This window comes from Kitasatospora sp. NPDC053057, assembly GCF_044546945.1.
Taxonomy (GTDB): Bacteria; Actinomycetota; Actinomycetes; order Streptomycetales; family Streptomycetaceae; genus Kitasatospora.
Window position 1 is genome coordinate 360,458 of sequence record NZ_JBITZP010000003.1, and the last position, 19,031, is coordinate 379,488.

Annotated in this window: 18 protein-coding genes; 15 read left to right on the plus strand and 3 right to left on the minus strand. The window is 73.8% G+C overall.

The genetic code is table 11. From position 1 onward, the window contains the following. Window positions 1-32: 32 nt before the first annotated feature. Complete coding sequence (galE, locus tag ACIG5E_RS06265) at window positions 33-1,019, minus strand: UDP-glucose 4-epimerase GalE (RefSeq protein ID WP_396531854.1); 987 nt, start codon at window positions 1,017-1,019, stop codon at window positions 33-35. A gap of 249 nt (window positions 1,020-1,268) precedes the next feature. Here galE and ACIG5E_RS06270 point away from each other — a divergent pair, with 249 nt between their 5' ends. Next, complete coding sequence (locus ACIG5E_RS06270) at window positions 1,269-2,342, plus strand: S1C family serine protease (RefSeq protein ID WP_396531920.1); 1,074 nt, start codon at window positions 1,269-1,271, stop codon at window positions 2,340-2,342. Window positions 2,343-2,481: 139 nt separating this feature from the next. On the opposite strand, the gene ACIG5E_RS06275 is transcribed toward ACIG5E_RS06270, so the two are convergent. Next, window positions 2,482-3,651, minus strand: coding sequence for a sensor histidine kinase (locus tag ACIG5E_RS06275; RefSeq protein ID WP_396531922.1), 1,170 nt, complete (start codon window positions 3,649-3,651; stop codon window positions 2,482-2,484). Window positions 3,652-3,987: 336 nt separating this feature from the next. On the opposite strand from ACIG5E_RS06275, the gene ACIG5E_RS06280 reads away from it, so the two are divergent. From ACIG5E_RS06280 to htpX, 11 genes are all read left to right on the plus strand, one after another. Beyond that, a complete protein-coding gene (locus tag ACIG5E_RS06280) occupies window positions 3,988-4,404 on the plus strand; it encodes an NADH-quinone oxidoreductase subunit A (protein WP_396531855.1) in 417 nt (138 codons plus the stop codon). Then, complete coding sequence (locus tag ACIG5E_RS06285) at window positions 4,395-5,039, plus strand: NADH-quinone oxidoreductase subunit B (RefSeq protein WP_396531856.1); 645 nt, start codon at window positions 4,395-4,397, stop codon at window positions 5,037-5,039. Before ACIG5E_RS06280 ends, ACIG5E_RS06285 begins: the two co-directional genes overlap by 10 nt. Beyond that, window positions 5,036-6,133, plus strand: a complete 1,098-nt coding sequence (locus tag ACIG5E_RS06290) for an NADH-quinone oxidoreductase subunit C (RefSeq protein WP_396531858.1) — start codon at window positions 5,036-5,038, stop codon at window positions 6,131-6,133. Before ACIG5E_RS06285 ends, ACIG5E_RS06290 begins: the two co-directional genes overlap by 4 nt. Then, on the plus strand, window positions 6,130-7,089 hold the full coding sequence (gene nuoH / locus ACIG5E_RS06295; protein ID WP_396531859.1) for an NADH-quinone oxidoreductase subunit NuoH: 960 nt from the start codon (window positions 6,130-6,132) through the stop codon (window positions 7,087-7,089). The genes ACIG5E_RS06290 and nuoH overlap by 4 nt, the downstream gene beginning before the upstream one ends. Continuing rightward, a complete protein-coding gene (locus ACIG5E_RS06300; protein ID WP_396243118.1) occupies window positions 7,086-7,643 on the plus strand; it encodes a NuoI/complex I 23 kDa subunit family protein in 558 nt (185 codons plus the stop codon). The genes nuoH and ACIG5E_RS06300 overlap by 4 nt, the downstream gene beginning before the upstream one ends. Next, a complete protein-coding gene (locus ACIG5E_RS06305; RefSeq protein WP_396531860.1) occupies window positions 7,640-8,407 on the plus strand; it encodes an NADH-quinone oxidoreductase subunit J in 768 nt (255 codons plus the stop codon). The genes ACIG5E_RS06300 and ACIG5E_RS06305 overlap by 4 nt, the downstream gene beginning before the upstream one ends. Then, a complete protein-coding gene (gene nuoK / locus ACIG5E_RS06310) occupies window positions 8,407-8,784 on the plus strand; it encodes an NADH-quinone oxidoreductase subunit NuoK (protein ID WP_396531861.1) in 378 nt (125 codons plus the stop codon). Before ACIG5E_RS06305 ends, nuoK begins: the two co-directional genes overlap by 1 nt. Beyond that, a complete protein-coding gene (locus tag ACIG5E_RS06315) occupies window positions 8,781-10,841 on the plus strand; it encodes an NADH-quinone oxidoreductase subunit L (protein WP_396531863.1) in 2,061 nt (686 codons plus the stop codon). The genes nuoK and ACIG5E_RS06315 overlap by 4 nt, the downstream gene beginning before the upstream one ends. Before the next feature lie 53 nt (window positions 10,842-10,894). Further along, window positions 10,895-12,451 (plus strand): NuoM family protein, encoded by a 1,557-nt coding sequence (locus tag ACIG5E_RS06320; RefSeq protein ID WP_396531865.1) that lies wholly within the window; start codon window positions 10,895-10,897, stop codon window positions 12,449-12,451. A 56-nt stretch (window positions 12,452-12,507) separates the two neighbouring features. Further along, window positions 12,508-14,052 carry an NADH-quinone oxidoreductase subunit N gene (locus tag ACIG5E_RS06325; protein ID WP_396531866.1) on the plus strand — a complete coding sequence of 515 codons (1,545 nt, stop codon included), beginning with the start codon at window positions 12,508-12,510 and terminating at the stop codon, window positions 14,050-14,052. Window positions 14,053-14,226: 174 nt separating this feature from the next. After that, window positions 14,227-15,090 (plus strand): zinc metalloprotease HtpX, encoded by an 864-nt coding sequence (gene htpX / locus ACIG5E_RS06330; RefSeq protein WP_396531868.1) that lies wholly within the window; start codon window positions 14,227-14,229, stop codon window positions 15,088-15,090. Between the two features lie 9 nt (window positions 15,091-15,099). On the opposite strand, the gene ACIG5E_RS06335 is transcribed toward htpX, so the two are convergent. Then, complete coding sequence (locus ACIG5E_RS06335) at window positions 15,100-16,554, minus strand: PLP-dependent aminotransferase family protein (protein WP_396531869.1); 1,455 nt, start codon at window positions 16,552-16,554, stop codon at window positions 15,100-15,102. Between ACIG5E_RS06335 and ACIG5E_RS06340 the strand changes: the two genes are divergently transcribed. From ACIG5E_RS06340 to ACIG5E_RS06350, 3 genes are all read left to right on the plus strand, one after another. Then, window positions 16,553-17,464 (plus strand): DMT family transporter, encoded by a 912-nt coding sequence (locus tag ACIG5E_RS06340; RefSeq protein ID WP_396531871.1) that lies wholly within the window; start codon window positions 16,553-16,555, stop codon window positions 17,462-17,464. The two genes, ACIG5E_RS06335 and ACIG5E_RS06340, sit on opposite strands and share 2 nt — an antisense overlap. A gap of 146 nt (window positions 17,465-17,610) precedes the next feature. Then, window positions 17,611-18,036 (plus strand): BlaI/MecI/CopY family transcriptional regulator, encoded by a 426-nt coding sequence (locus ACIG5E_RS06345; RefSeq protein WP_396531872.1) that lies wholly within the window; start codon window positions 17,611-17,613, stop codon window positions 18,034-18,036. Window positions 18,037-18,039: 3 nt separating this feature from the next. Next, window positions 18,040-18,999, plus strand: a complete 960-nt coding sequence (locus tag ACIG5E_RS06350) for a M48 family metalloprotease (RefSeq protein WP_396531873.1) — start codon at window positions 18,040-18,042, stop codon at window positions 18,997-18,999. Window positions 19,000-19,031: the final 32 nt, after the last annotated feature.

Consider the following 19,031-nt stretch of genomic DNA (forward strand, 5'->3'; position numbering starts at 1 on the left):
GACACCGCCGTGCCGGTGGCGCTGCCTTGACGTCAGGCCTTGCGGGCCTCGGGGTGGCGGCTGCACCAGCCCTCCCAGGCGGAGGAGACCATGTCGGCCACGTCGTGGCTCGCGCTCCAGCCCAGCTCGCGGTGGATCAGGTCGGCGGCGGCCACCACCCGGGCCGGGTCGCCGGGGCGGCGCGGGGTCACCTCGGCGGTGGTGTCGTAGCCGGTGACCTTGCCGATGACCTCGATCATCTCCTTGACGCTGACGCCCTCGCCGCGGCCGATGTTGAGCACCAGCGCGGTCTCGCCGGCCGGGTCGGCGGCCAGCCGCTTGGCGGCGGCCACGTGCGCCGAGGCGATGTCGAAGACGTGGATGAAGTCGCGGACGCAGCTGCCGTCCGGGGTCGCGTAGTCGTCGCCGAAGACCCGCGGGGCCTCGCCGGCGGTCAGCCGCTCGAAGACCATCGGGATCAGGTTGAACACCCCGGTGTCGGAGAGCTCGGGCGAGGCGGCGCCCGCCACGTTGAAGTAGCGCAGGGCCACGGTGGACATCCCGTGGGCCTTGCCGGCCGCGGCGACCAGCCACTCGCCGGCCAGCTTGGTCTCGCCGTACGGGCTCATCGGCGCGCAGGGGGTGGACTCGGTGACCAGGTCGACGTCCGGCATGCCGTAGACGGCGGCGGAGGAGGAGAACAGGAAGCGCGTGACGCCGCCCTCGGCCGCGGCCTCCAGCACCGTCTGCAGGCCGATCATGTTCTCGCGGTAGTACAGGAACGGCTGCTCGACCGACTCGCCGACCTGCTTCTTGGCGGCGAAGTGCAGGATGCCCTCGATGCCGTGCTCGCGGATCGCGGCGTCCAGGACGGCGCGGTCCAGGGTCGAGCCCTCGATCAGCGGGACGCCGGCCGGCACCCGGGAGGCGTCGCCGGTGCTCAGGTCGTCCAGGACGGCGACGCGCTCACCGGCGTCGAGCAGCTGGCGGACGACGTGCCCACCGATGTAACCGGCACCGCCGGTGATCAACCAAGTCATGGGGCAATCCTAGGCGTTCGAATTCGGCCCACCGGGTTCGGGCGAGTCGGGACGGCAATTCGGACAAATCGGTGAAATGCTGACAAAGATTTCCGTGCTCTCATGCCCGCGCCCTCGGCGTGGTGACGAATCGGAGGCAGCCAGGTGAGCCGAACGAAGGAACACAACCGCCCGCTGCCGGCCGGCCCCCGGCCGACCGGCCCAGGGGCGGCGCACGGACGGCTGCGCGCGCCGGGCGGGATCGCGGTCATGACGGCGCTCGTGCTGGCGCTGGCCGGCTGCAGCAGCTCCTCCTCGTCCTCCTCCGCGGCCGCCTCGACGGCGGCCGGCTCCTCGTCCGGCACCACCAAGCAGGCCTCCTCCGCCCCCGGCGCCCAGCCGGGCGGCGCCAACCAGCTGCAGGACGCGTACCAGAAGGTGATCGCCGACGTGCTGCCCTCGGTGGTCCAGATCACCACCGGCGACAGCCTCGGCTCCGGGATCGTCTACGACGACAAGGGCGACATCGTCACCAACGCCCACGTGGTCGGCACCGCGACCACCTTCCTCGTCACCCTGGCCAACACCACCAAGTCGCTGGACGCCTCCCTGGTCGCCAGCTACCCCGACTCCGACATCGCGGTGATCAAGCTCAGCAGCCCGCCGGGCGGCCTCAAGCCGGCCACCTTCGGCGACTCCGGCAAAGTCCAGCTCGGTCAGATCACCCTCGCCATGGGCAGCCCGCTCGGGCTCTCCAGCAGCGTCACCCAGGGCATCGTCTCGGCCACCGGGCGGACCGTCTCCGAGCCCCGCGGCGGCGGCTCGCCGGGCGCCACCATCGGCAACATGGTGCAGACCTCGGCCGCGATCAACCCGGGCAACAGCGGCGGCGCGCTGGTCAACCTGGACAGTCAGGTGATCGGCATCAACACCCTCGCCGCGACCGAGCCGCAGACCAACGGCGCTGCCGCCCCCGGCATCGGCTTCGCCATCCCGGCGTCCACCATCACCAACATCACCGACCAGCTGATCAAGCAGGGCAAGGTCACCAACTCCGGCCGGGCCGCGCTCGGCATCACCGCCCGGACCAGCTTCAACCAGCAGTTCCAGCCGGCCGGCGCGGTCATCGTGGCGGTCAGCCAGGGCGGGCCGGCCGCCTCGGCGGGGCTCCAGCCCGGCGACGTCATCACCAAGATCGGCGACACCCCGGTCGACTCGCTGAACGCGCTCACCACCGCGCTCGCCTCGCTCACCCCGGGCACCAAGGTGACCGTCGCCTACACCCGGGACGGCAACAACAGGACCGCCGACGTCACGCTCGGCACGCTGGAGAGCAGCTCCTGAGCCCTCCCGACCCCGGTACGCCGGCCGGCCCGCCCACCGCGCAAGGGTTCTGCGGGCCGGCCGGCGCACCGGACCGGCGCCGGGACCTCGCCCACTGCCTCGACGAGGTCCCGGCGCCCTTCTGCCGCTTCGACAGGCCCTAGCGGCGGGCGGTGCGGGTGCGCCAGGGCAGTTCGACGGTGACGGTGGTCGGGCCGCCCTCCGGGCTCTCCACCAGGAAGACCCCGTCCACCGCCCGGATCCGCTCGGCCAGCCCGCCCAGGCCGCTGCCCGGGTAGGGGGCGGCCCCGCCCTTGCCGTCGTCGTGGACCAGCACCATCAGCTGGTTGTCCGAGCGCCAGACGTCGACCGAGGCGCTCTGGGCGCCCGCGTGCTTGGAGACGTTGGTCAGCAGCTCGCTGACGGTGAAGTAGGCGATGCCCTCGACCGCCGAGTCCGGGCGCTCGGGCTCGCCGTCCGGCCCGGCCAGGTCGACGTTCACCTTCACCCCGCCCGGGACGGTGCAGCGGGCCGCGACCGCGGACAGCGCCGCGTCCAGGCCGCGGTCGGTGAGCACCGCCGGGTGGATGCCGCGGGCCAGGTCGCGCAGCTCCTGCAGGGCGAGCTTCACCTCGCCGTGCGCGTTGTCGACCATCCGGGTGGCGACCGCGATGTCATCCTGGGTCTCCACCTCGCGCAGCCGCTCCTTGGCCATGCCGAGGTCCATCGCCAGCGCGACCAGGCGGGCCTGGGCGCCGTCGTGCAGGTCGCGTTCGATCCGCCGCAGGTCGGCCGCGGCGGTTTCGACCACGGTGCCGCGGTCGTCCTCCAGCTCGCGCACCCGCTCGGCCAGCGCGCCGGGGAAGAGCAGCGACTCGATCAGGATCCGGTCGACCGCCGCCATCGCGCGCACCACCACGGGCAGCACCGGCCACAGCGTGATCACCGAGGTCAGGGCCAGGGTGAAGCTCAGGATGCCCCAGGGCAGCATCAGCACGTTGTAGAGCGCCGAGCGCCAGTTCAGCAGGTCGGTGAGGTGGGCGATGGTGTAGCCGACCACGCCCGGGCGGCGCGGCTTCACCGGCTCCGGCTCGTCGATCCGGGAGCCGTACGCCGAGCGCGCCCGGCTGCGGCCCTGCGCGCCCAGGGCGCGGGAGCCGGCCAGCCCGGCGGCCAGCACCGGCAGGCCGATCACCGTGACCGACAGGCCCAGTCCGACCGAGAGCGCGGTGACCGACAGCACGAAGCCGGCGATGCCCAGTGGGAGGTTGAGCATCAGGTGTCCGACCTGGCGCCACATCCGCGCGCCGTACAGCGGCGGGCGTTCCATCCGAGCGTCCTGCTCCCTGATGGCGTCCACGGCGCGGTTCAGCGACTTCATCGGATCATCCGTCCCCTCGTTCGAGCTGGCGGACCCAGCATCCCGAATCGGGGGGAGGATGTGCCATGGGGGTGATACATCTTCCCGGCCGGGGGTTATCCCCACCCCCGGGCGGTCCCCGGGCGTTCACCCGGGTGTCCACGGGACGTCTTGCGGAGCGGGCAGGTTTCGGGAGGAGTGGAGCCGTCCCCTTAGACTCACGCATTGGCCATGGTTAAGACCGTGTGAGTAAAAGTCGTAGAACTGTCTTGAGGGCGGGTTCGCGGCCGAGGTGGAGGCGAAGGAATGGAGTGGCAGCAGGCGGCTGCCGTCGCGGCCGACCCGGCGGTCGGCAGCGGCTACTTCGACGCGTACGCCGCGACGGGCCTGCTGGCCGTCATCGGGGTGCTCTTCGTCACCGTGGCGTTCACCGCCAACCGCCTGCTGCGGCCGGTGGTGTACTCACCCGAGAAGCTCCTCGCCTACGAGTGCGGGGTGGACCCGGTGGGCGAGGACTGGGCGCACACCCAGATCCGCTACTACGTGTACGCCTTCCTGTACGTGATCTTCGCGGTCGACGCGATCTACCTGTTCCCGTGGGCGACCGTCTTCGCCACCGCCGGGTACGGCGCCGGAACGCTGATCGAGATGTTCCTCTTCATCGGCTTCCTCGCGGTCGGACTGCTCTACGCCTGGAAGAAGGGCGTTCTGGAATGGACGTGACGCACACCCACTCGCACGGCACCCAGGGCGGTCCCGTCCCGCTCGGTCTGCCCGACCCCGCCCGCCCCGGCGCCGTCGAGCGCCGCGGCCTCGGCCCGCTGGCCCGGCTCGCGCCCGACCCGGTCAAGGTCGTGCTCAACTGGGGACGCCGCTACAGCCTCTGGTGCTTCAACTTCGGTCTGGCCTGCTGCGCGATCGAGTTCATCGCCGCGTCCATGGCCAAGCACGACTTCATCCGGATGGGCGTCATCCCGTTCGCGCCCGGCCCCCGTCAGGCGGACCTGATGATCGTCTCCGGGACGGTCACCGACAAGATGGCGCCCGCCGTCAAGCGCCTCTACGAGCAGATGCCCGAGCCGAAGTACGTCATCTCCTTCGGCGCCTGCTCCAACTCCGGCGGCCCGTACTGGGACTCGTACTCCGTCACCAAGGGCGTGGACCAGATCATCCCGGTCGACGTCTACGTGCCCGGCTGCCCGCCCCGGCCGGAGGCGCTGCTCCAGGGCATCCTCAAGCTGCAGGAGAAGATCGCCGCCGAGTCCCTGCCCGGCCGCTACGCCGCGCCCGCCTCGGCGCTGCGCCGTCCGCTGGTGCCGGGGCCTTCGGCCGGTTCGTCCGAGGGAGGGGTCTCGTGACCACGCCTGAGCAGTACGCGGCGTCGGTCGGGGAGTGGGCGACCGGCGCCGAGGCCTACGGGCTGATCACCGTCGACGTGCCGGCTGAGCGCTGGATCGAGTCGCTCACCAGCGCCCGGGACGTGCTGGGCCTGGGCTTCTTCGACTGGCTGAGCGCCGTCGACGAGCTCGCCGACGGTTTCTCCGTGGTCGCGCACCTGGCCGCCGTCGAGGCGCCGGGCGTGCGCCACCTCGCGCTGCGCACCCGGGTGCCGCGCGACGGGGCCGCGCTGCCCAGCGCCGTCGCGGTCTACGCGGGTGCCGCCTGGCACGAGCGCGAGACCCACGAGATGTTCGGCATCGACTTCCCCGGGCACCCGTACCTGGCCACCCTGCTGCTGCCGGACGGCTTCGAGGGGCACCCGCTGCGCAAGGAGTTCGTGCTCGCGGCGCGCGTCGCCAAGGACTGGCCGGGCGCCAAGGAGCCGGGCGAGTCGGACCACGGCGGCGGGCCGGCCCGGCGCAAGATGCAGCCGGCCGGTGTGCCGGACCCGAACGAGTGGGGCCCGCTCAAGGGCACCCTGCCGCCGGTCGCCGAGCGGCCCGCGCGCGGTGCGCGGGCGGCGGGCGCGGCAGCGCGGACGCCCCGGGCCGGTGCGGGCGCGGCTGCGGCCGCCGGTGCCGAGGGCGCTCCGCCGGTGCGGGCGGACCGGCCGCGGCGGACGCGTTCGGTGTCCGAGGGGTCGGCGAGTCAGGGGGCCGCCGAGGCTCCGGCTACTCCGGCTGCTCCGGATACTCCTGCCGCTCCCGCCGAGGGCGCTCCGCCGGTGCGGGCGGACCGGCCGCGGCGGACGCGTTCGGTGTCCGAGGGGTCGGTCAGCCAGACGGCCGACGAGGCCCCCGAGGCCGCTGCGGCCCCCGAGGCTCCGGCCGAGCCCGCGGCTCCGGCACGGCCCCGGTCCTCCGACGCGCCCTGGCACAACCCGGTGCCCGCCCACGACGCGAAGCCCGCGGACGAGAAGCCGGCGGACGCGAAGCCCTCGGACGAGGAGCCGGGCGGGACGAAGGACGAGAACTCGGCCGGAGCGGTCGACCAGGACGGAGACGGCACGTGAACCTGCTCGACACGGTGCTCCGCTGCGTCGCCACCCTCGTCGTTTTCCTGGTCTTCCCGCTGGTCATCGGCCAGACCGAGCACAAGGTCATGGCGCACATGCAGGGCCGGCTCGGCCCGATGTACGCGGGCGGCTTCCACGGCTGGGCGCAGCTCGTCGCGGACGGCGTGAAGTTCGCGCAGAAGGAGGACATCGTCCCGGCCGGGGCGGACCGCCGGATCTTCCAGCTGGCGCCCGCCGTCTCGCTGCTGCCGTACCTGTTCGTGCTGCTGGCCGTCCCGGTCGGGCCGAACGGCTTCGTCGGCCAGGCGATCGACGCCGGGCTGTTCTTCGTGCTCGCCGTGATGGGCGTCGGCGTGATCGGCAAGCTGATGGCCGGTTGGGCCTCGGCGAACAAGTTCTCGCTGCTCGGCGGTCTGCGCACGGCCGCGCAGCTGATGTCCTACGAGCTGCCGATGGTGCTCGCGGCGGCCTCGGTGGCGATGGCGGCCGGCACCCTGTCGCTGCCCGGGATCCTGGACGCCTGGCAGTGGTACTGGCTGCCCTGGCAGATCATCGGCGCCTTCGTGTTCTTCACGGCCGGTCTGGCCGAGCTCCAGCGGCCGCCGTTCGACATGCCGGTCGCCGACTCGGAGATCATCTTCGGCGCGTACACCGAGTACACCGGTCTGCGCTTCGCGCTGTTCCTGCTGTCCGAGTACGTGGGCATCCTGGTGGTGTCGGCGCTGACGGCGGTGCTCTTCCTCGGCGGCTGGCACGGGCCGATGGCCGACCAGCTCGGCTGGCTCTGGATGCTCCTCAAGACCTTCGCACTGGCCTTCGTGGTCATCTGGCTGCGGGTCACCTATCCGCGCCTGCGCGAGGACCAGCTGATGCGCTTCGCGTGGGTGGGGCTGATCCCGCTCGCGCTCGTCCAGCTGGCCCTCACCGGCATCATCAAGGTGGCGATCTCATGAGTTTTCCCGGTGTCGGTCTTGCCAAGGGGCTGGCCGTGACGCTGCGGACGATGACGAAGAAGAGCGTCACCGCGCAGTACCCCGAGGTGCAGCCGGTGCTGCCGCCGCGTTCGCGCGGCGTCATCGCGCTGCTGGAGGAGAACTGCACGGTGTGCATGCTCTGCGCGCGCGAGTGCCCGGACTGGTGCATCTACATCGACTCCCACAAGGAGACGCTGCCGGCCGCCGAGCCGAACGCGCGGGCCCGCACCCGCAACGTGCTGGACCGGTTCGCCATCGACTTCTCGCTCTGCATGTACTGCGGGATCTGCATCGAGGTGTGCCCCTTCGACGCGCTGTTCTGGTCGCCGGAGTTCGAGTACGCGGAGACCGACATCCACGAGCTGACCCACGAGCGGGAGAAGCTCCGGGAGTGGATGTGGACCGTCCCGGCGCCCCCGGCGCTGGACCCGGCGGCCGAGGAGCCCAAGGAGATCGCCACCGCGCGCAAGGCGGCGGACAAGCTGGCCGCCGCGGCTGCGGCCGCGGTCGAGGAGAAGGGTGACGACGCATGACCGGCGCTGCCACGCTCCTCGCGGCGACCGGTTCGTTGGAGCCGGCCGCCCGTTCGTTCCTGTCCCCGACCGGCCAGGAGATCGTCTTCCTGCTGGTCGGCATCGCGGTGCTCGGCGCGGCGGTCGTCTCCGTCACCACCAAGCAGCTGGTGCACGCCGCGCTCTGGCTGGTGGTCTCGCTCGGCGGGCTGGCGGTGGAGTTCCTGCTGCTCACGGCCGAGTTCATCGCCTGGGTGCAGGTGCTGATCTACCTGGGCTCGGTGATCGTCCTGGTGCTGTTCGGGCTGATGCTCACCAAGGCGCCGATCGGCCGCTCGCCGGACGCCGACTCCAAGAACCGCTGGGTCGCCCTGGTCGTCGCGCTGGCCTCGGCCGGGACCCTGGTGACGCTGGTCGTCGACGCCTTCCGGACCTCCTGGATCGACCTCGGCGCGGGCGGCGGCTCGGCCGCCGTCACCGGGGCCAGCCTGTTCCGGAACTGGGTGCTGCCCTTCGAGGCGCTGTCCGTGCTGCTGCTGGCGGCGCTGGTCGGCGCGATCGTGCTGTCCCGCGGGTCCAAGCGCCGGGTGCCGACGCCGCGGGCGGGCAAGCTGCGGGCCGGGCGGCCGGTCGGGTCGAACGGGACCGTCGCCGCGACCGCGCCGCGCACCGCGCCGGAGGCCGCCGCCCCGTCCGAGCCGTCCGAGCCGTCCGCCCCGTCCGAGCCGTCCGCCCCGTCCGAGCCGTCCGCCCCGTCCGCGCCGTCCGTGACGGAGGAGAGCTGATGCACCTCGCCTACCCCGTCGTCCTCTCCGCGCTGCTGTTCAGCGTCGGCGTGTACGGCGTCCTCGCCCGGCGCAACGCCGTCCTGGTGCTGATGTCCGTCGAGCTGATGCTCAACGCCGTCAACCTCAACCTGGTCGCCTTCGACGCCTGGCTGCGCGACTCGCTGCACGCCGGGCAGGCGCTCACCCTGTTCACCATCACCGTCGCCGCCGCCGAGATCGGGCTGGGGCTCGCCATCGTCCTGCTGCTGTTCCGGGCCCGGGGCACCGCGGACATCGACCGGGCCACCGCGCTCGGCGACCCGGCCGAGCCGTACGCCCCCGTCGAGGAGGAGCCGGCCGCAGCCGAGGCACTGAAGGGCCGGGCCACCGCATGAACCTCGCCCTGTCCGCCCTCGTCCCCGCGCTGCCCGCAGTCGGCGCCGCCGCGACCCTGGCCACCGGCAAGAAGGTGCCCGGGCTGGCCCGGCCGCTGGCGATCGTCCCGGTCGCCGTCTCGGCCGTGCTCGCCCTGGTGGTCGCCCTCCAGCTCGGCACCGGCCGGACCCTGGACGCGGCCACCCGGCTCACCCCGACCGGCGGCCCGGACATCTCGCTGGCCATCCACCTGGACGGCTTCAGCTCGCTGATCTCCGTGCTGGTCGGCCTGGTCGCCACCTGCGTCCAGGTCTACTCGACCGCGTACCTGAAGAAGGACCCGCGCTACCCCTCGTACGCGGCGCTGGTCTCGCTGTTCACCGCGGCGATGTTCCTGGTGGTCTTCTCGGGCGACCTCGTCGTGCTGCTGGTCGGCTGGGAGGTCATGGGCGTCTGCTCGTACTTCCTGATCGGCCACCACTGGGAGACCGCGGACGCCCGCTCGGCCTCGCTCAAGGCCTTCCTGGTCACCAAGCTCGGTGACGTGCCGTTCCTGTTCGGGATCTTCCTGCTCGGCGCGGACGCCCACAGCTTCCGGATCCCGGACGTGCTGGCGGCCGCGGGCGAGGGCAGGCTCGGCCACCCGACGCTGATCGCGCTGCTGCTGCTCGCCGGTGTCGCCGGCAAGAGCGCCCAGTTCCCGCTGCACACCTGGCTCCCGGACGCGATGGCCGGTCCCACGCCGGTCTCCGCGCTGATCCACGCCGCCACCATGGTCGCGGCCGGCATCTACCTGGTGGCCCGGCTGATGCCGGTGTTCCTGCAGTCGGGCGCGGCGCTGGTCGTGCTCGCCGTGATGGCCGCCGTGACGATGATCGGCTCGGCGCTGTGCGCGCTCGCCCAGGACGACCTCAAGCGGGTGCTCGCCTACTCCACCGTCGGCCAGCTCGGCTACATGGCCGGCGCGCTGGCCAGCGGGGACCGCGAGGCCTCGGTGTTCCACCTGGTCAGCCACGGAGCGTTCAAGGCGCTGCTGTTCCTGGCCGCCGGCGTGGTGATCCACGCCGCGCACACCAACTCGATCTCCGCGATGTCCCGGATCCCGGGGCTGCGCAAGCGGGTGCCGGACGCCTACTGGACGATGGGCATCGCCCTGGTCGCGCTGGCCGGGCTGCCGCCGTTCTCCGGCTTCTTCAGCAAGGAGGCGGTGCTGACCGCCGCCGAGCACGCCGCCAACGGCGAGGCGCTCACCAACGGGCTCGGCCCGGCCTCGGCGGTGCCGCAGGCGGCCGGCTGGATCGTGCTGATCTCGGCCGCGCTCACCGCACTGCTCACCGGCGCCTACGCCACCCGACTGTTCCTGGTCACCTTCCACAGCCCGGCCGGTGCGGCCGCGGCGGCCCCGGAGGTGCTGCCCGCCGCCGACCGGGCGACGGTGGCCGCCGACCACGAGGCCGACGCGCCCTACTCGCCCGAGCTGGACGAGGCCGACCCGGCCACCGCCGAGCCGCCCGCGATGCGCTGGCCGCTCTGGGTGCTGGCCGTCCCGACCATGGCCTTCGGCGTCGCCGGGCTGCGCACGGACTGGCTGCCCGCGCTGCTGGACGGCGGCTCGCTGCGCCCCACCGGCGTCACCGCCGTCACCGGCATCGGGCTCGCCGTGGTCGGGGTGCTCGCCGCGTACGGCGCCTGGCGGTCGGCCACCGCGCGGGTGGCCACCGGCCGCCCCGCCCCGGCCGCCGTCGGCCGGGTGCCCGAGCAGGCCGGAGCCCCGGCCGCCGAGGTGATCGTCGCCGACCCCGGGCGCACCCTGCTCGGCCCGCTGTTCGGCCCGGCCCGGCACGGCTTCGGCGTCGACCGGCTGTACCACGTGCTGTTCGTCCGCCCGGTGGCCGCCGCCGCCCAGCTGGTCCGCTTCCTCGACCGCGAGGTCGTCGAGGGCTACGTCCAGGGCAGCGGGATCGGCGCCAACCTGCTCGGCCGGGCCGTCCGGCTCGCGCAGACCGGTAACGCGCAGACCTACCTCAGCGCGCTGCTCGCCGGGGTCGTCCTGCTCGCCGTCCTGGTGGCGGTGTAGCCGGTGCTGTCCCCCACCCCCGTCCCGTTCACCGCCACACCTGGGAGCCCCCGATGAACGCGGTCCTCATCGCCCTCCTGGTGCTGCCACTGCTCGGCGCCGCGCTCACCCTGGCGCCGGTGTTCGGACCGGACCGGGCCGTCGCCGACCGGCGGGCGCTGCGACTGAACTCCGTGGTCACCGGCGCGGTGTTCCTGGTCTCCGTCGCCCTCGCGGCCGGCTTCGACCACGGCTCGCCGGCCCGGATGCAGGCCACCACCGACGTGTCCTGGATCCCGGCCCTGCACGTGCGCTTCCACCTCGGGGTGGACGGCGTCTCGCTGCCGCTGATCGTGCTGACCGCGCTGCTCACCTTCCTCTGCGCGCTGTACTCGGAGAAGCGGCTGCCGGACGGGGACGACGTGCCCCCGGCGCAGGCCTTCGTGGGGCTCTTCCTGCTCCTCGAAGTCGGCATGCTCGCCACCTTCGCGGTCCTGGACCTCCTGCTCTTCTTCCTGTCCTTCGAGATCGTGCTGATCCCGATGTACTTCCTGATCGCCCGCTGGGGGAGCGGCGCGAAGACCCCGGCGGCCAACCGGTTCATCCTCTACACGCTGCTCGGCTCGGCCGTGATGCTGCTCGGCTTCCTGCTGATCGGCAGCAAGGCCGGCACCTTCGACATGCAGGCGCTGGCCGCCGCGCACGGCAACGGCCTGAGCCACACCACCCAGGTGATCGCCGCGCTGGCGATCATGGTCGGGCTGGCGGTCAAGGCTCCCGCCTGGCCGCTGCACAGCTGGCTCCCCGACGCGCACACCGCCGCCCCGACGGTGGGCTCGGTGCTGCTCGCCGGTGTGCTGCTGAAGATGGGCACGTACGGTCTGGTCCGCGTCCTGCTGCCGGTCGTGCCGGGCGGCACCGCGACGCTCGCCCCCTACCTGGGCGCCTTCGCCGCCGTCGGCATCGTCTACGGCTCGCTGGCCTGCCTGGCGCTGGCCCGCCCCGGATCCAAGGGCGACCTCAAGCGCCTGATCGCGTACTCCTCCGTCGGCCACATGGGCTTCGTACTGCTGGGCATCGCCTCCCTCACCCCGGTGGGCGTCAACGGCGCGCTGTTCGCCAACATCGCCCACGGTCTGATCACCGGTCTGCTGTTCTTCGTCGTCGGAGCGCTCAAGGACCGCTACGGCACGGCCGACCTCGACACGCTCTCCGGCGCCACCGGCGCCGCCCTGTACGGCCGGGCACCACGGATCGGCGCACTGCTCGCCTTCGCCGCCGTCGCCAGCCTCGGCCTGCCCGGGCTGGCCGGCTTCTGGGGCGAGCTGCTCGCCATGTTCGGCGCCTTCGACCCGGCCGCCGGCCTGTCGCGCCCCGCCTTCGTCACCTACATGGTCCTGGCCGGCCTCGGCACCCTCCTCACCGCCGCGTACCTGCTGATCGTGGTCAAGCGCGTCTGCATGGGCGACCCCGCGCAGCCCGCAGCGGTGGACCGGCTGCCCGACCTGCGCCCGTACGAGGCCGTCAGCTGGACGCCGCTGGCCGCGCTCACGCTGGTGGCCGGTCTCTGGCCCGCCCTCCTGCTCGGCCTCTCCGACCCTGCCGTCAAGCACCTCCTCGGGGGTGGCTGACCGTGCTCGCAGCCCACACCGCCGCACTCGGACCTCACTCCACGGGGCAGCACACTGTGACCTCCCTCGCCGTAGCCAACCCGGGCAGCCTGATCCAGTCCGTGGACTGGGTGGCGATCGCGCCCCCGCTGATCGCCGCCGTGGCCGCCCTCGCCGTGCTGGTCACCGACCTGTTCCTGCCCGAGCAGCACAAGAAGTGGCTCGGCCGCCTCACCGCGGCCGGACTCGCCCTCGCCCTCATCGCACTCCTTCCGCTGACCGGTGGATCACCCCGAGCGACCTTCTGTGTCCGGAACGTAGCAGGGGCCACTGACACCGCAGGCTGCTCCTACGTCGCCGACCACTTCGCCCTGGTGTTCCAGCTGCTCGCCCTGGGTGGCGCGCTGATCGCCGCGCTGCTGTCGATGCACACCGTCGACCGTGAGAAGTTGCCAAGCGGCGAGTACTGGTTCCTGCTGCTCTCCAGCGCCACCGGCGCCGCCCTGCTGCCCGCCTCGCGCGACCTCGCCACCATGGTGATCGCCCTGGAGGTCGCCTCGCTGCCCGCCTTCGCCCTGGTCGCGCTGCGCCGGGACGGGCGGGGCGCGGAGGCCGCGCTCAAGTTCTTCGTCTCCTCGGTGACCGCGACCGCCGTGATGCTGCTCGGCATCGGCTTCGTCTACGCGGCGAGCGGCAGCCTGCACCTCGGCGCCGTCGCCCAGGGCCTGGAGCACGCGCCCGGCCAGCTCAAGCCGCTGGCCGAGGCGGGGGCCGTGCTGACCCTGGTCGGCTTCGCCTTCAAGGTCGCCGCCGTCCCGTTCCACTTCTGGGTGCCCGACACCTACACCGGTGCCCCGCTGCCGGTGGCCGGCTACCTCTCGGTGGTCGGCAAGGCGGCGGGCCTGTCCGGCCTGGCGCTGGCCACCACCATCGCGTTCCGCCCGTACGCCCACACCTGGGGCCTGGCGCTCGCCGTGCTGGCCGCCGTCACCATGACCGTCGGCAACGTCGGCGCGCTGCGGCAGCGCTTCGACACCCGCTACAGCGCGGTGCGGCTGCTCGCCTGGTCCTCGGTCGGCCAGGCCGGGTACCTGCTGGTGCCGCTCGCCGCCGCCGGGTACGCCCCCACCGGCGCCGACCCGCTCGGCGCGACCGCCGCGTACGCGCTCATCTACGGCGTGGTGAACCTCGGCGCGTTCGGGGTGGTCGCCGCCGTCGGCCGCCGGGCCGGGACCAGCGTGGACGACTTCCGCGGCCTGTTCGCCCGCAACCGCTGGACGGCGCTCGCGCTGGCCTTCTTCCTGCTCTGCCTGGCCGGGCTGCCGCCGGGCGTGATCGGCCTGTTCGGCAAGGTCGTGGTGTTCCGCGCGGCGGTGGACGCCGGACTGGGCTGGCTGGCCGTGGTGATGGCCGTCAACGTGGTCATCGCCCTGTACTACTACCTGCTGTGGACGGCCCGGCTGTTCGCCCCGGCGGACCCGCGGGCGGCGGTCGCGGTCGGCGCCGAGCCGCGGCTCCCGGTCAGCCTGACCGCCACGCTGGGGCTCACCGCCTCGGCGGCGGTGGTGCTCTCCTTCGCCCCGCAGCTGGTCCTCCAGGTCGCCGGCGGCAGCCTGTTCTGAGCCGCCGGGCGCGGTGCGGGCGCCCTTCGGGACGGCCTCCGGTCCGGGGCCGTCCGGGTGGCCTGGCGGTGTCGCGTCGGTCACAAGGGAACAAGGTCCCCGGCCCCACCCGTTGACCGGGCAAGAGGGACGAGGCGGAAAGGGCTTCCCCACCGCACCACTGGAGGGCCTGACGTGCACAGCCGGCACAACGGACTGAGGACCGCCGTCCTGCTCGGTGGCCTCTCGGCGCTGATCCTGGTGATCGGCAGTTTCTTCGGTCGGACCGGCTTCGTGGTCGCCCTGCTGATCGCCCTCGGGACCAACGCCTACGCCTACTGGAACAGCGACCGGATCGCGCTGCGGGCCATGCGGGCCCGCCCGGTCAGCGAGTTCGAGGCGCCCGGGCTGTACCGGATCGTGCGCGAGCTCTCCACCTCGGCCCGCCAGCCGATGCCCCGGCTCTACATCTCCCCGACCCCGGCCCCGAACGCCTTCGCCACCGGCCGCAACCCGCGCAACGCGGCGGTCTGCTGCACCGAGGGCATCCTGCGGATCCTGGACGAACGCGAGCTGCGGGGCGTGCTCGGGCACGAGCTCAGCCACGTCTACAACCGGGACATCCTGATCTCCTCGGTCGCCGGGGCGCTGGCCTCGGTGGTGATGTTCCTGGTGAACTTCGCCTGGCTGATCCCGTTCGGCCGGAACGAGGACGACGACGGCCCCGGGCTGTTCGGGATGCTCGCCATCATGATCCTCGGGCCGATCGCCGCCGGGCTGATCCAGATGGCGGTCAGCCGCTCCCGCGAGTACCAGGCCGACGCCGACGGCGCCCGCATGACCGGCGACCCGCTCGCCCTCGCCGGCGCGCTGCGCAAGCTCGACGCCGGCACCCGCCAGCTGCCGCTCCCGCCGGAGCCCCAGCTGCAGACGGCCAGCCACATGATGATCGCCAGCCCCTTCCGCCCCGGCGAGGCCGGCGCCCGGCTGTTCTCGACCCACCCGCCGATGGCGGAGCGGATCGCCCGGCTGGAGCGGATGGCGGGCTACCGGCAGTAGCGGGCCCGCTCAGCCCGTCGACTCCTCGTACGCGAGCCGCAGCCGGTGGATGCCCTCCGCCACCTGGGCGGGGCTGTCGGCGGCGGCGTAGCTGAGGCGCAGGTGCGGGGCCGGGGGTTCGGCGGCGTGGTACGGGCGGCCGGGGGTGACCAGGACGCCGGCGCGCAGGGCGGTGGCGGCGAGGGCGGCGTCCTCGGTGCCGTCCGGGAAGCGCAGCCACAGGTGGTAGCCGCCGGGCCGGTAGGCGCCGAGCACGCCGGGCAGTTCGCGGTGCAGGGCGGCCACGGCGGCGGTGCGGCGGTCGCGCAGTTCGGCGCCGAGGGTGCGCAGGTGGCGGGCCCAGGCGGGGTCGGAGACGAGTTCCAGCGTCGCCTCCTGGAGCGGCCGGGGCACGAAGAAGCTGTCCACCACCTGGGTGGCCCGCAGCCGGGCCAGCGCCGGGCCGCGTGCGGTGAGGGCGCCGACCCGCAGGTTGGGGGAGGCGGCCTTGGTGAGCGAGCGCAGGTGCACCACGACGCCGTCCTGGTCGTCGGCGGCGAGCGGGCGGGGCAGCGCCGGGGCGTCCGCGTGGACGAGCAGCCGGGCGAAGTCGTCCTCGATCACGAAGGCCCCGGCCGCCCGGGCGATCCGCAGCACCTCCGCCCGCCGCGCGGGCGAGAGCACCGCGCCGGTGGGGTTCTGGAACAGCGGCTGGCAGACGAACACCCGCGCCCGGGTGGCCTCGAAGGCGTCGGCGAGCAGCTCGGTGCGGACGCCGTCGGCGTCGATCGGCACGGGCACCGGCCGCAGCCCGGCCGCCCGGATGACCGCGAGGATGCCCGAGTAGGTCGGCGACTCGACCAGTACCGGTGAGCCGGGCGCGGCCAGCGAGCGCATCGCGACGGTGAGGCCGCCCTGCCCGCCGGAGGTGATCAGGACGTCCCCGGCGCTGATCGGTCCGGCGTGGCCGCCGATGTCGCGGGCGAACCAGCCGCGCAGCTCGGTGAGGCCGTCGGTGGGCGGGCGGTCCCAGGCGCCGGGGCGGCGGCCGGCCCGGGCGAGGGCGGCGGCGAGCAGCCGCTCGGGCAGTAGGGAGGCGTGCGGGTAGCCGCTGTTGAGGTCGATGACGTCCGGCGGGGGCACCCGGAGGGTGGCGAAGACCGGGGCGGCCAGCAGGTCGCGCGGGCCGGAGTCGGCGCTGAGCGCGACCTCCTGCCAGGAGAGGTCGCCGGGGCGGGCGGCCGGTGCCGCCGGGCCGCCCGGGGCCGCCGCGAAGGCCGCCGCCCGGAACACCCCCGCACCGGGCCGGGAGACCACCAGTCCCTCGGCGACCAGCACCGCGATGGCGCGGGAGACCGTCCCCGGGCTGACCTGGTGGCGTTCCATCAGGGCCCGGCTGGAGGGGAGCTTCCGTCCCTCCGGGTAGCGCTCGACCTCCCGCCGCAGGCTTTCGGCGAGTTCGGTCACGCTGCTACGCTCGTTCATGACGACACAAGATAGCGCTACCCTGCCGGTGGCGGTAGCACCGCGGCACGGTGACCGCACCTCAGGCACCGCCCTCGCCGCCCTCGGGGTGGCCTCCTTCTCGCTCAGCTTCCCGGCCACCGCGTGGTCCCTGACCGGAATCGGCCCGTGGACCTCTACCGGCCTGCGCGGCGCCGTGGCCGGGGTGCTGGCCGGGCTGTACCTGCTGGCGTCCGCCGCCCCGCTGCCGAAGCGGCGGCAGTGGCCCGGCCTGCTGGTGGTCTCGGCCGGCTGCGTACTGGGCTTCCCGCTGCTCACCACACTCGCCCTGCGGACCTCCTCGACCGCCCACTCGGCGGTGGTCATCGGCGTCCTGCCGCTGGCCACGGCGGTGGTCGCGGCACTGCGCACCGGCCGTCGGCCGTCCCGGGTGTTCTGGGCGGCAGCGCTGGCCGGGGCCGCGGCCGTGCTCGTCTTCACCCTGCTGCAGAGCCACGGCCGGCCGACCCTCGCCGACCTCTACCTGATCGTCGGCCTGCTGGTCTGCGCGGCCGGGTACGCGGAGGGCGGGCGGCTGTCCCGGGAGCTCCCGGGCGCCCGGGTGATCGCCTGGGCGGTGGTGGCCGCGCTGCCCGCGATGCTGCTGACCTCCGGGTACGGGCTGACCGCGGAGCCGGTGCACCTCGGCGCGAAGGCGCTGGCAGGGCTGGCGTACATCGCGGCGGTCTCGCAGTTCGGCGGGTTCGTGCTCTGGTACCGGGGGATGGCGGCGATCGGCGTGCCGAGGGCCAGCCAGCTGCAGCTCGCCCAGCCGCTGCTGACGCTGGTCTGGTCGGTGCTGCTGCTGGGGGAGGACCTGCCGGTGGCCGCGCCGGTGACGGCGGTGGTGGTGCTGCTCTGCATCGCGGTCACCCAGCGGGCCCGGGTCTAGGATCCGGCGATCCCCAGGACGGTCCCCGGCGATGTCGTGCGCCCGCGAACCCCCGCGTTGAGCCGTCCGCAGGAGCCCCCGCTCGTTAGGATGACCCCGCGCCCCGCGTCGGTCCGGGGTGCGGCATCCGGAGGGAGTGGGCCGTCATGGCAGACGAGAGGCACGGCCCGGCGTCCGGGGACGCGCCGGCCCGAAGGCGCGGCCAGGGCGAGCTGGAGGCGCAGGTGCTGGCGGTGCTCCAGCAGGCGCCCGGCCCGGCCAGCGCGGGGTGGGTCCAGGAACGCCTGGAGGGCGGTCTCGCGTACACCACGGTGATGACCATCCTGTCCCGCCTGCACGCCAAGAACGCCGTGTCCCGGAGCCGCTCCGGCCGCTCGTACCTGTGGCAGGCCTCCTCCGACGCCGCCGGGCTGGCCGCGCTGCGGATGCGCCGGATGCTCGACGGCGAGGCGGACCGGGACGCCGTCCTCGCCAGTTTCGTCAGTGCGCTGCTGCCGCACGACGAGGAACTGCTGCGGGCGCTGTTGGACGCCGTGTCCGCGGATCCGGCAGCGGCCGACCGTGAGAGCTGATCCGTGGGCTTCTTCGTCTTCCTCCCGCTCATCCTGCCGCTGACCGCGGTGCCGATCGCCCGCCTGACCGAGCAGCACCTGCACCCGCGCGGTGCGGCCCGGCTGATGACGGTGATCAGCGCCGTGATGGCGGTGTGCAGCGTGCTCTGCCTGGGGCTGATCGGCGTGGTGGGCACCGCGCAGATCCCGGGCAACCCGCTGCCGGACAGCTGGTCCGACCCGGTGGTGCGGCACGCGCTGCCGTACCACGAGACGGTCGGCACGGCCGCGATGTGGCTGCTGGTGCTGGTCGGCTTCACCTGCTGCCGGACGGTGGTGCGGCACCTGCGGGTCCGCTCCCGGGCCCGGCGGGCGCTGGTCGGGCTGCCCGAGGAGCCGGCCGGGGAGGAGGGCCTCGCGGTGCTGCCGGACCGCAGTCCGTACGCCTACGCGCTGCCCGGCTCGCCGGGGCGGGTAGTGGTCTCCACCGGGATGCTGGACGGGCTGGCCGAGGACGAGCGCGAGGCGCTGCTCGCGCACGAGCGGGCGCACCTGCGCCACCGCCACCACCGCTACCTGCTGACCACCCAGCTCGCCGCCTGCGTCAACCCCTTTCTGCGACCGCTGCAGGAGGCGGTGGCGTTCAGCGCGGAGCGGTGGGCGGACGAGGAGTCGGCCCAGGTGGTCGGGGACCGGCGGATCACCGCCCGGGCGGTGGCCCGGGCGGCCCTGGTCTCGCACGCCGCCCCGGCGCCGGGCTTCGCGGCCTTCGCCGCACCGGCCGCCGCCCAGCCCGGCCCGGTGCCGCGCCGGGTGGCGGCGCTGCTCGGCCCGGTGCCGACGGCCCGCAACTGGCCGCCGGCCAAGACTCCGGCGGGCCTGGCGGCGATGGTCGCCGCGGCCGGCACGGCCGCCTCGGCGCTGTGCGCGCTCAACGCGGCGGTGGCCCTGCTGGTGGTGCTGAAGGCCGTCACCCCGCTCTGAGCGGGCGCCCCGCACTCGCGGGCAAGCCGCCC

Bases quoted from the DNA above. Each gene is read 5' to 3' on its own strand.
- ACIG5E_RS06315 (WP_396531863.1), top strand. From the start codon at position 8,781: ATGAACCTCGCCCTGTCCGCCCTCGTCCCCGCGCTGCCCGCAGTCGGC.
- ACIG5E_RS06280 (WP_396531855.1), top strand. From the start codon at position 3,988: ATGGAGTGGCAGCAGGCGGCTGCCGTCGCGGCCGACCCGGCGGTCGGC.
- ACIG5E_RS06285 (WP_396531856.1), top strand. From the start codon at position 4,395: ATGGACGTGACGCACACCCACTCGCACGGCACCCAGGGCGGTCCCGTC.
- ACIG5E_RS06340 (WP_396531871.1), top strand. From the start codon at position 16,553: ATGACGACACAAGATAGCGCTACCCTGCCGGTGGCGGTAGCACCGCGG.
- ACIG5E_RS06305 (WP_396531860.1), top strand. From the start codon at position 7,640: ATGACCGGCGCTGCCACGCTCCTCGCGGCGACCGGTTCGTTGGAGCCG.
- galE (WP_396531854.1), bottom strand. From the start codon at position 1,019: ATGACTTGGTTGATCACCGGCGGTGCCGGTTACATCGGTGGGCACGTC.
- ACIG5E_RS06345 (WP_396531872.1), top strand. From the start codon at position 17,611: ATGGCAGACGAGAGGCACGGCCCGGCGTCCGGGGACGCGCCGGCCCGA.
- ACIG5E_RS06335 (WP_396531869.1), bottom strand. From the start codon at position 16,554: ATGAACGAGCGTAGCAGCGTGACCGAACTCGCCGAAAGCCTGCGGCGG.
- ACIG5E_RS06270 (WP_396531920.1), top strand. From the start codon at position 1,269: ATGACGGCGCTCGTGCTGGCGCTGGCCGGCTGCAGCAGCTCCTCCTCG.
- ACIG5E_RS06300 (WP_396243118.1), top strand. From the start codon at position 7,086: ATGAGTTTTCCCGGTGTCGGTCTTGCCAAGGGGCTGGCCGTGACGCTG.
- ACIG5E_RS06275 (WP_396531922.1), bottom strand. From the start codon at position 3,651: ATGGAACGCCCGCCGCTGTACGGCGCGCGGATGTGGCGCCAGGTCGGA.
- nuoK (WP_396531861.1), top strand. From the start codon at position 8,407: ATGCACCTCGCCTACCCCGTCGTCCTCTCCGCGCTGCTGTTCAGCGTC.
- ACIG5E_RS06320 (WP_396531865.1), top strand. From the start codon at position 10,895: ATGAACGCGGTCCTCATCGCCCTCCTGGTGCTGCCACTGCTCGGCGCC.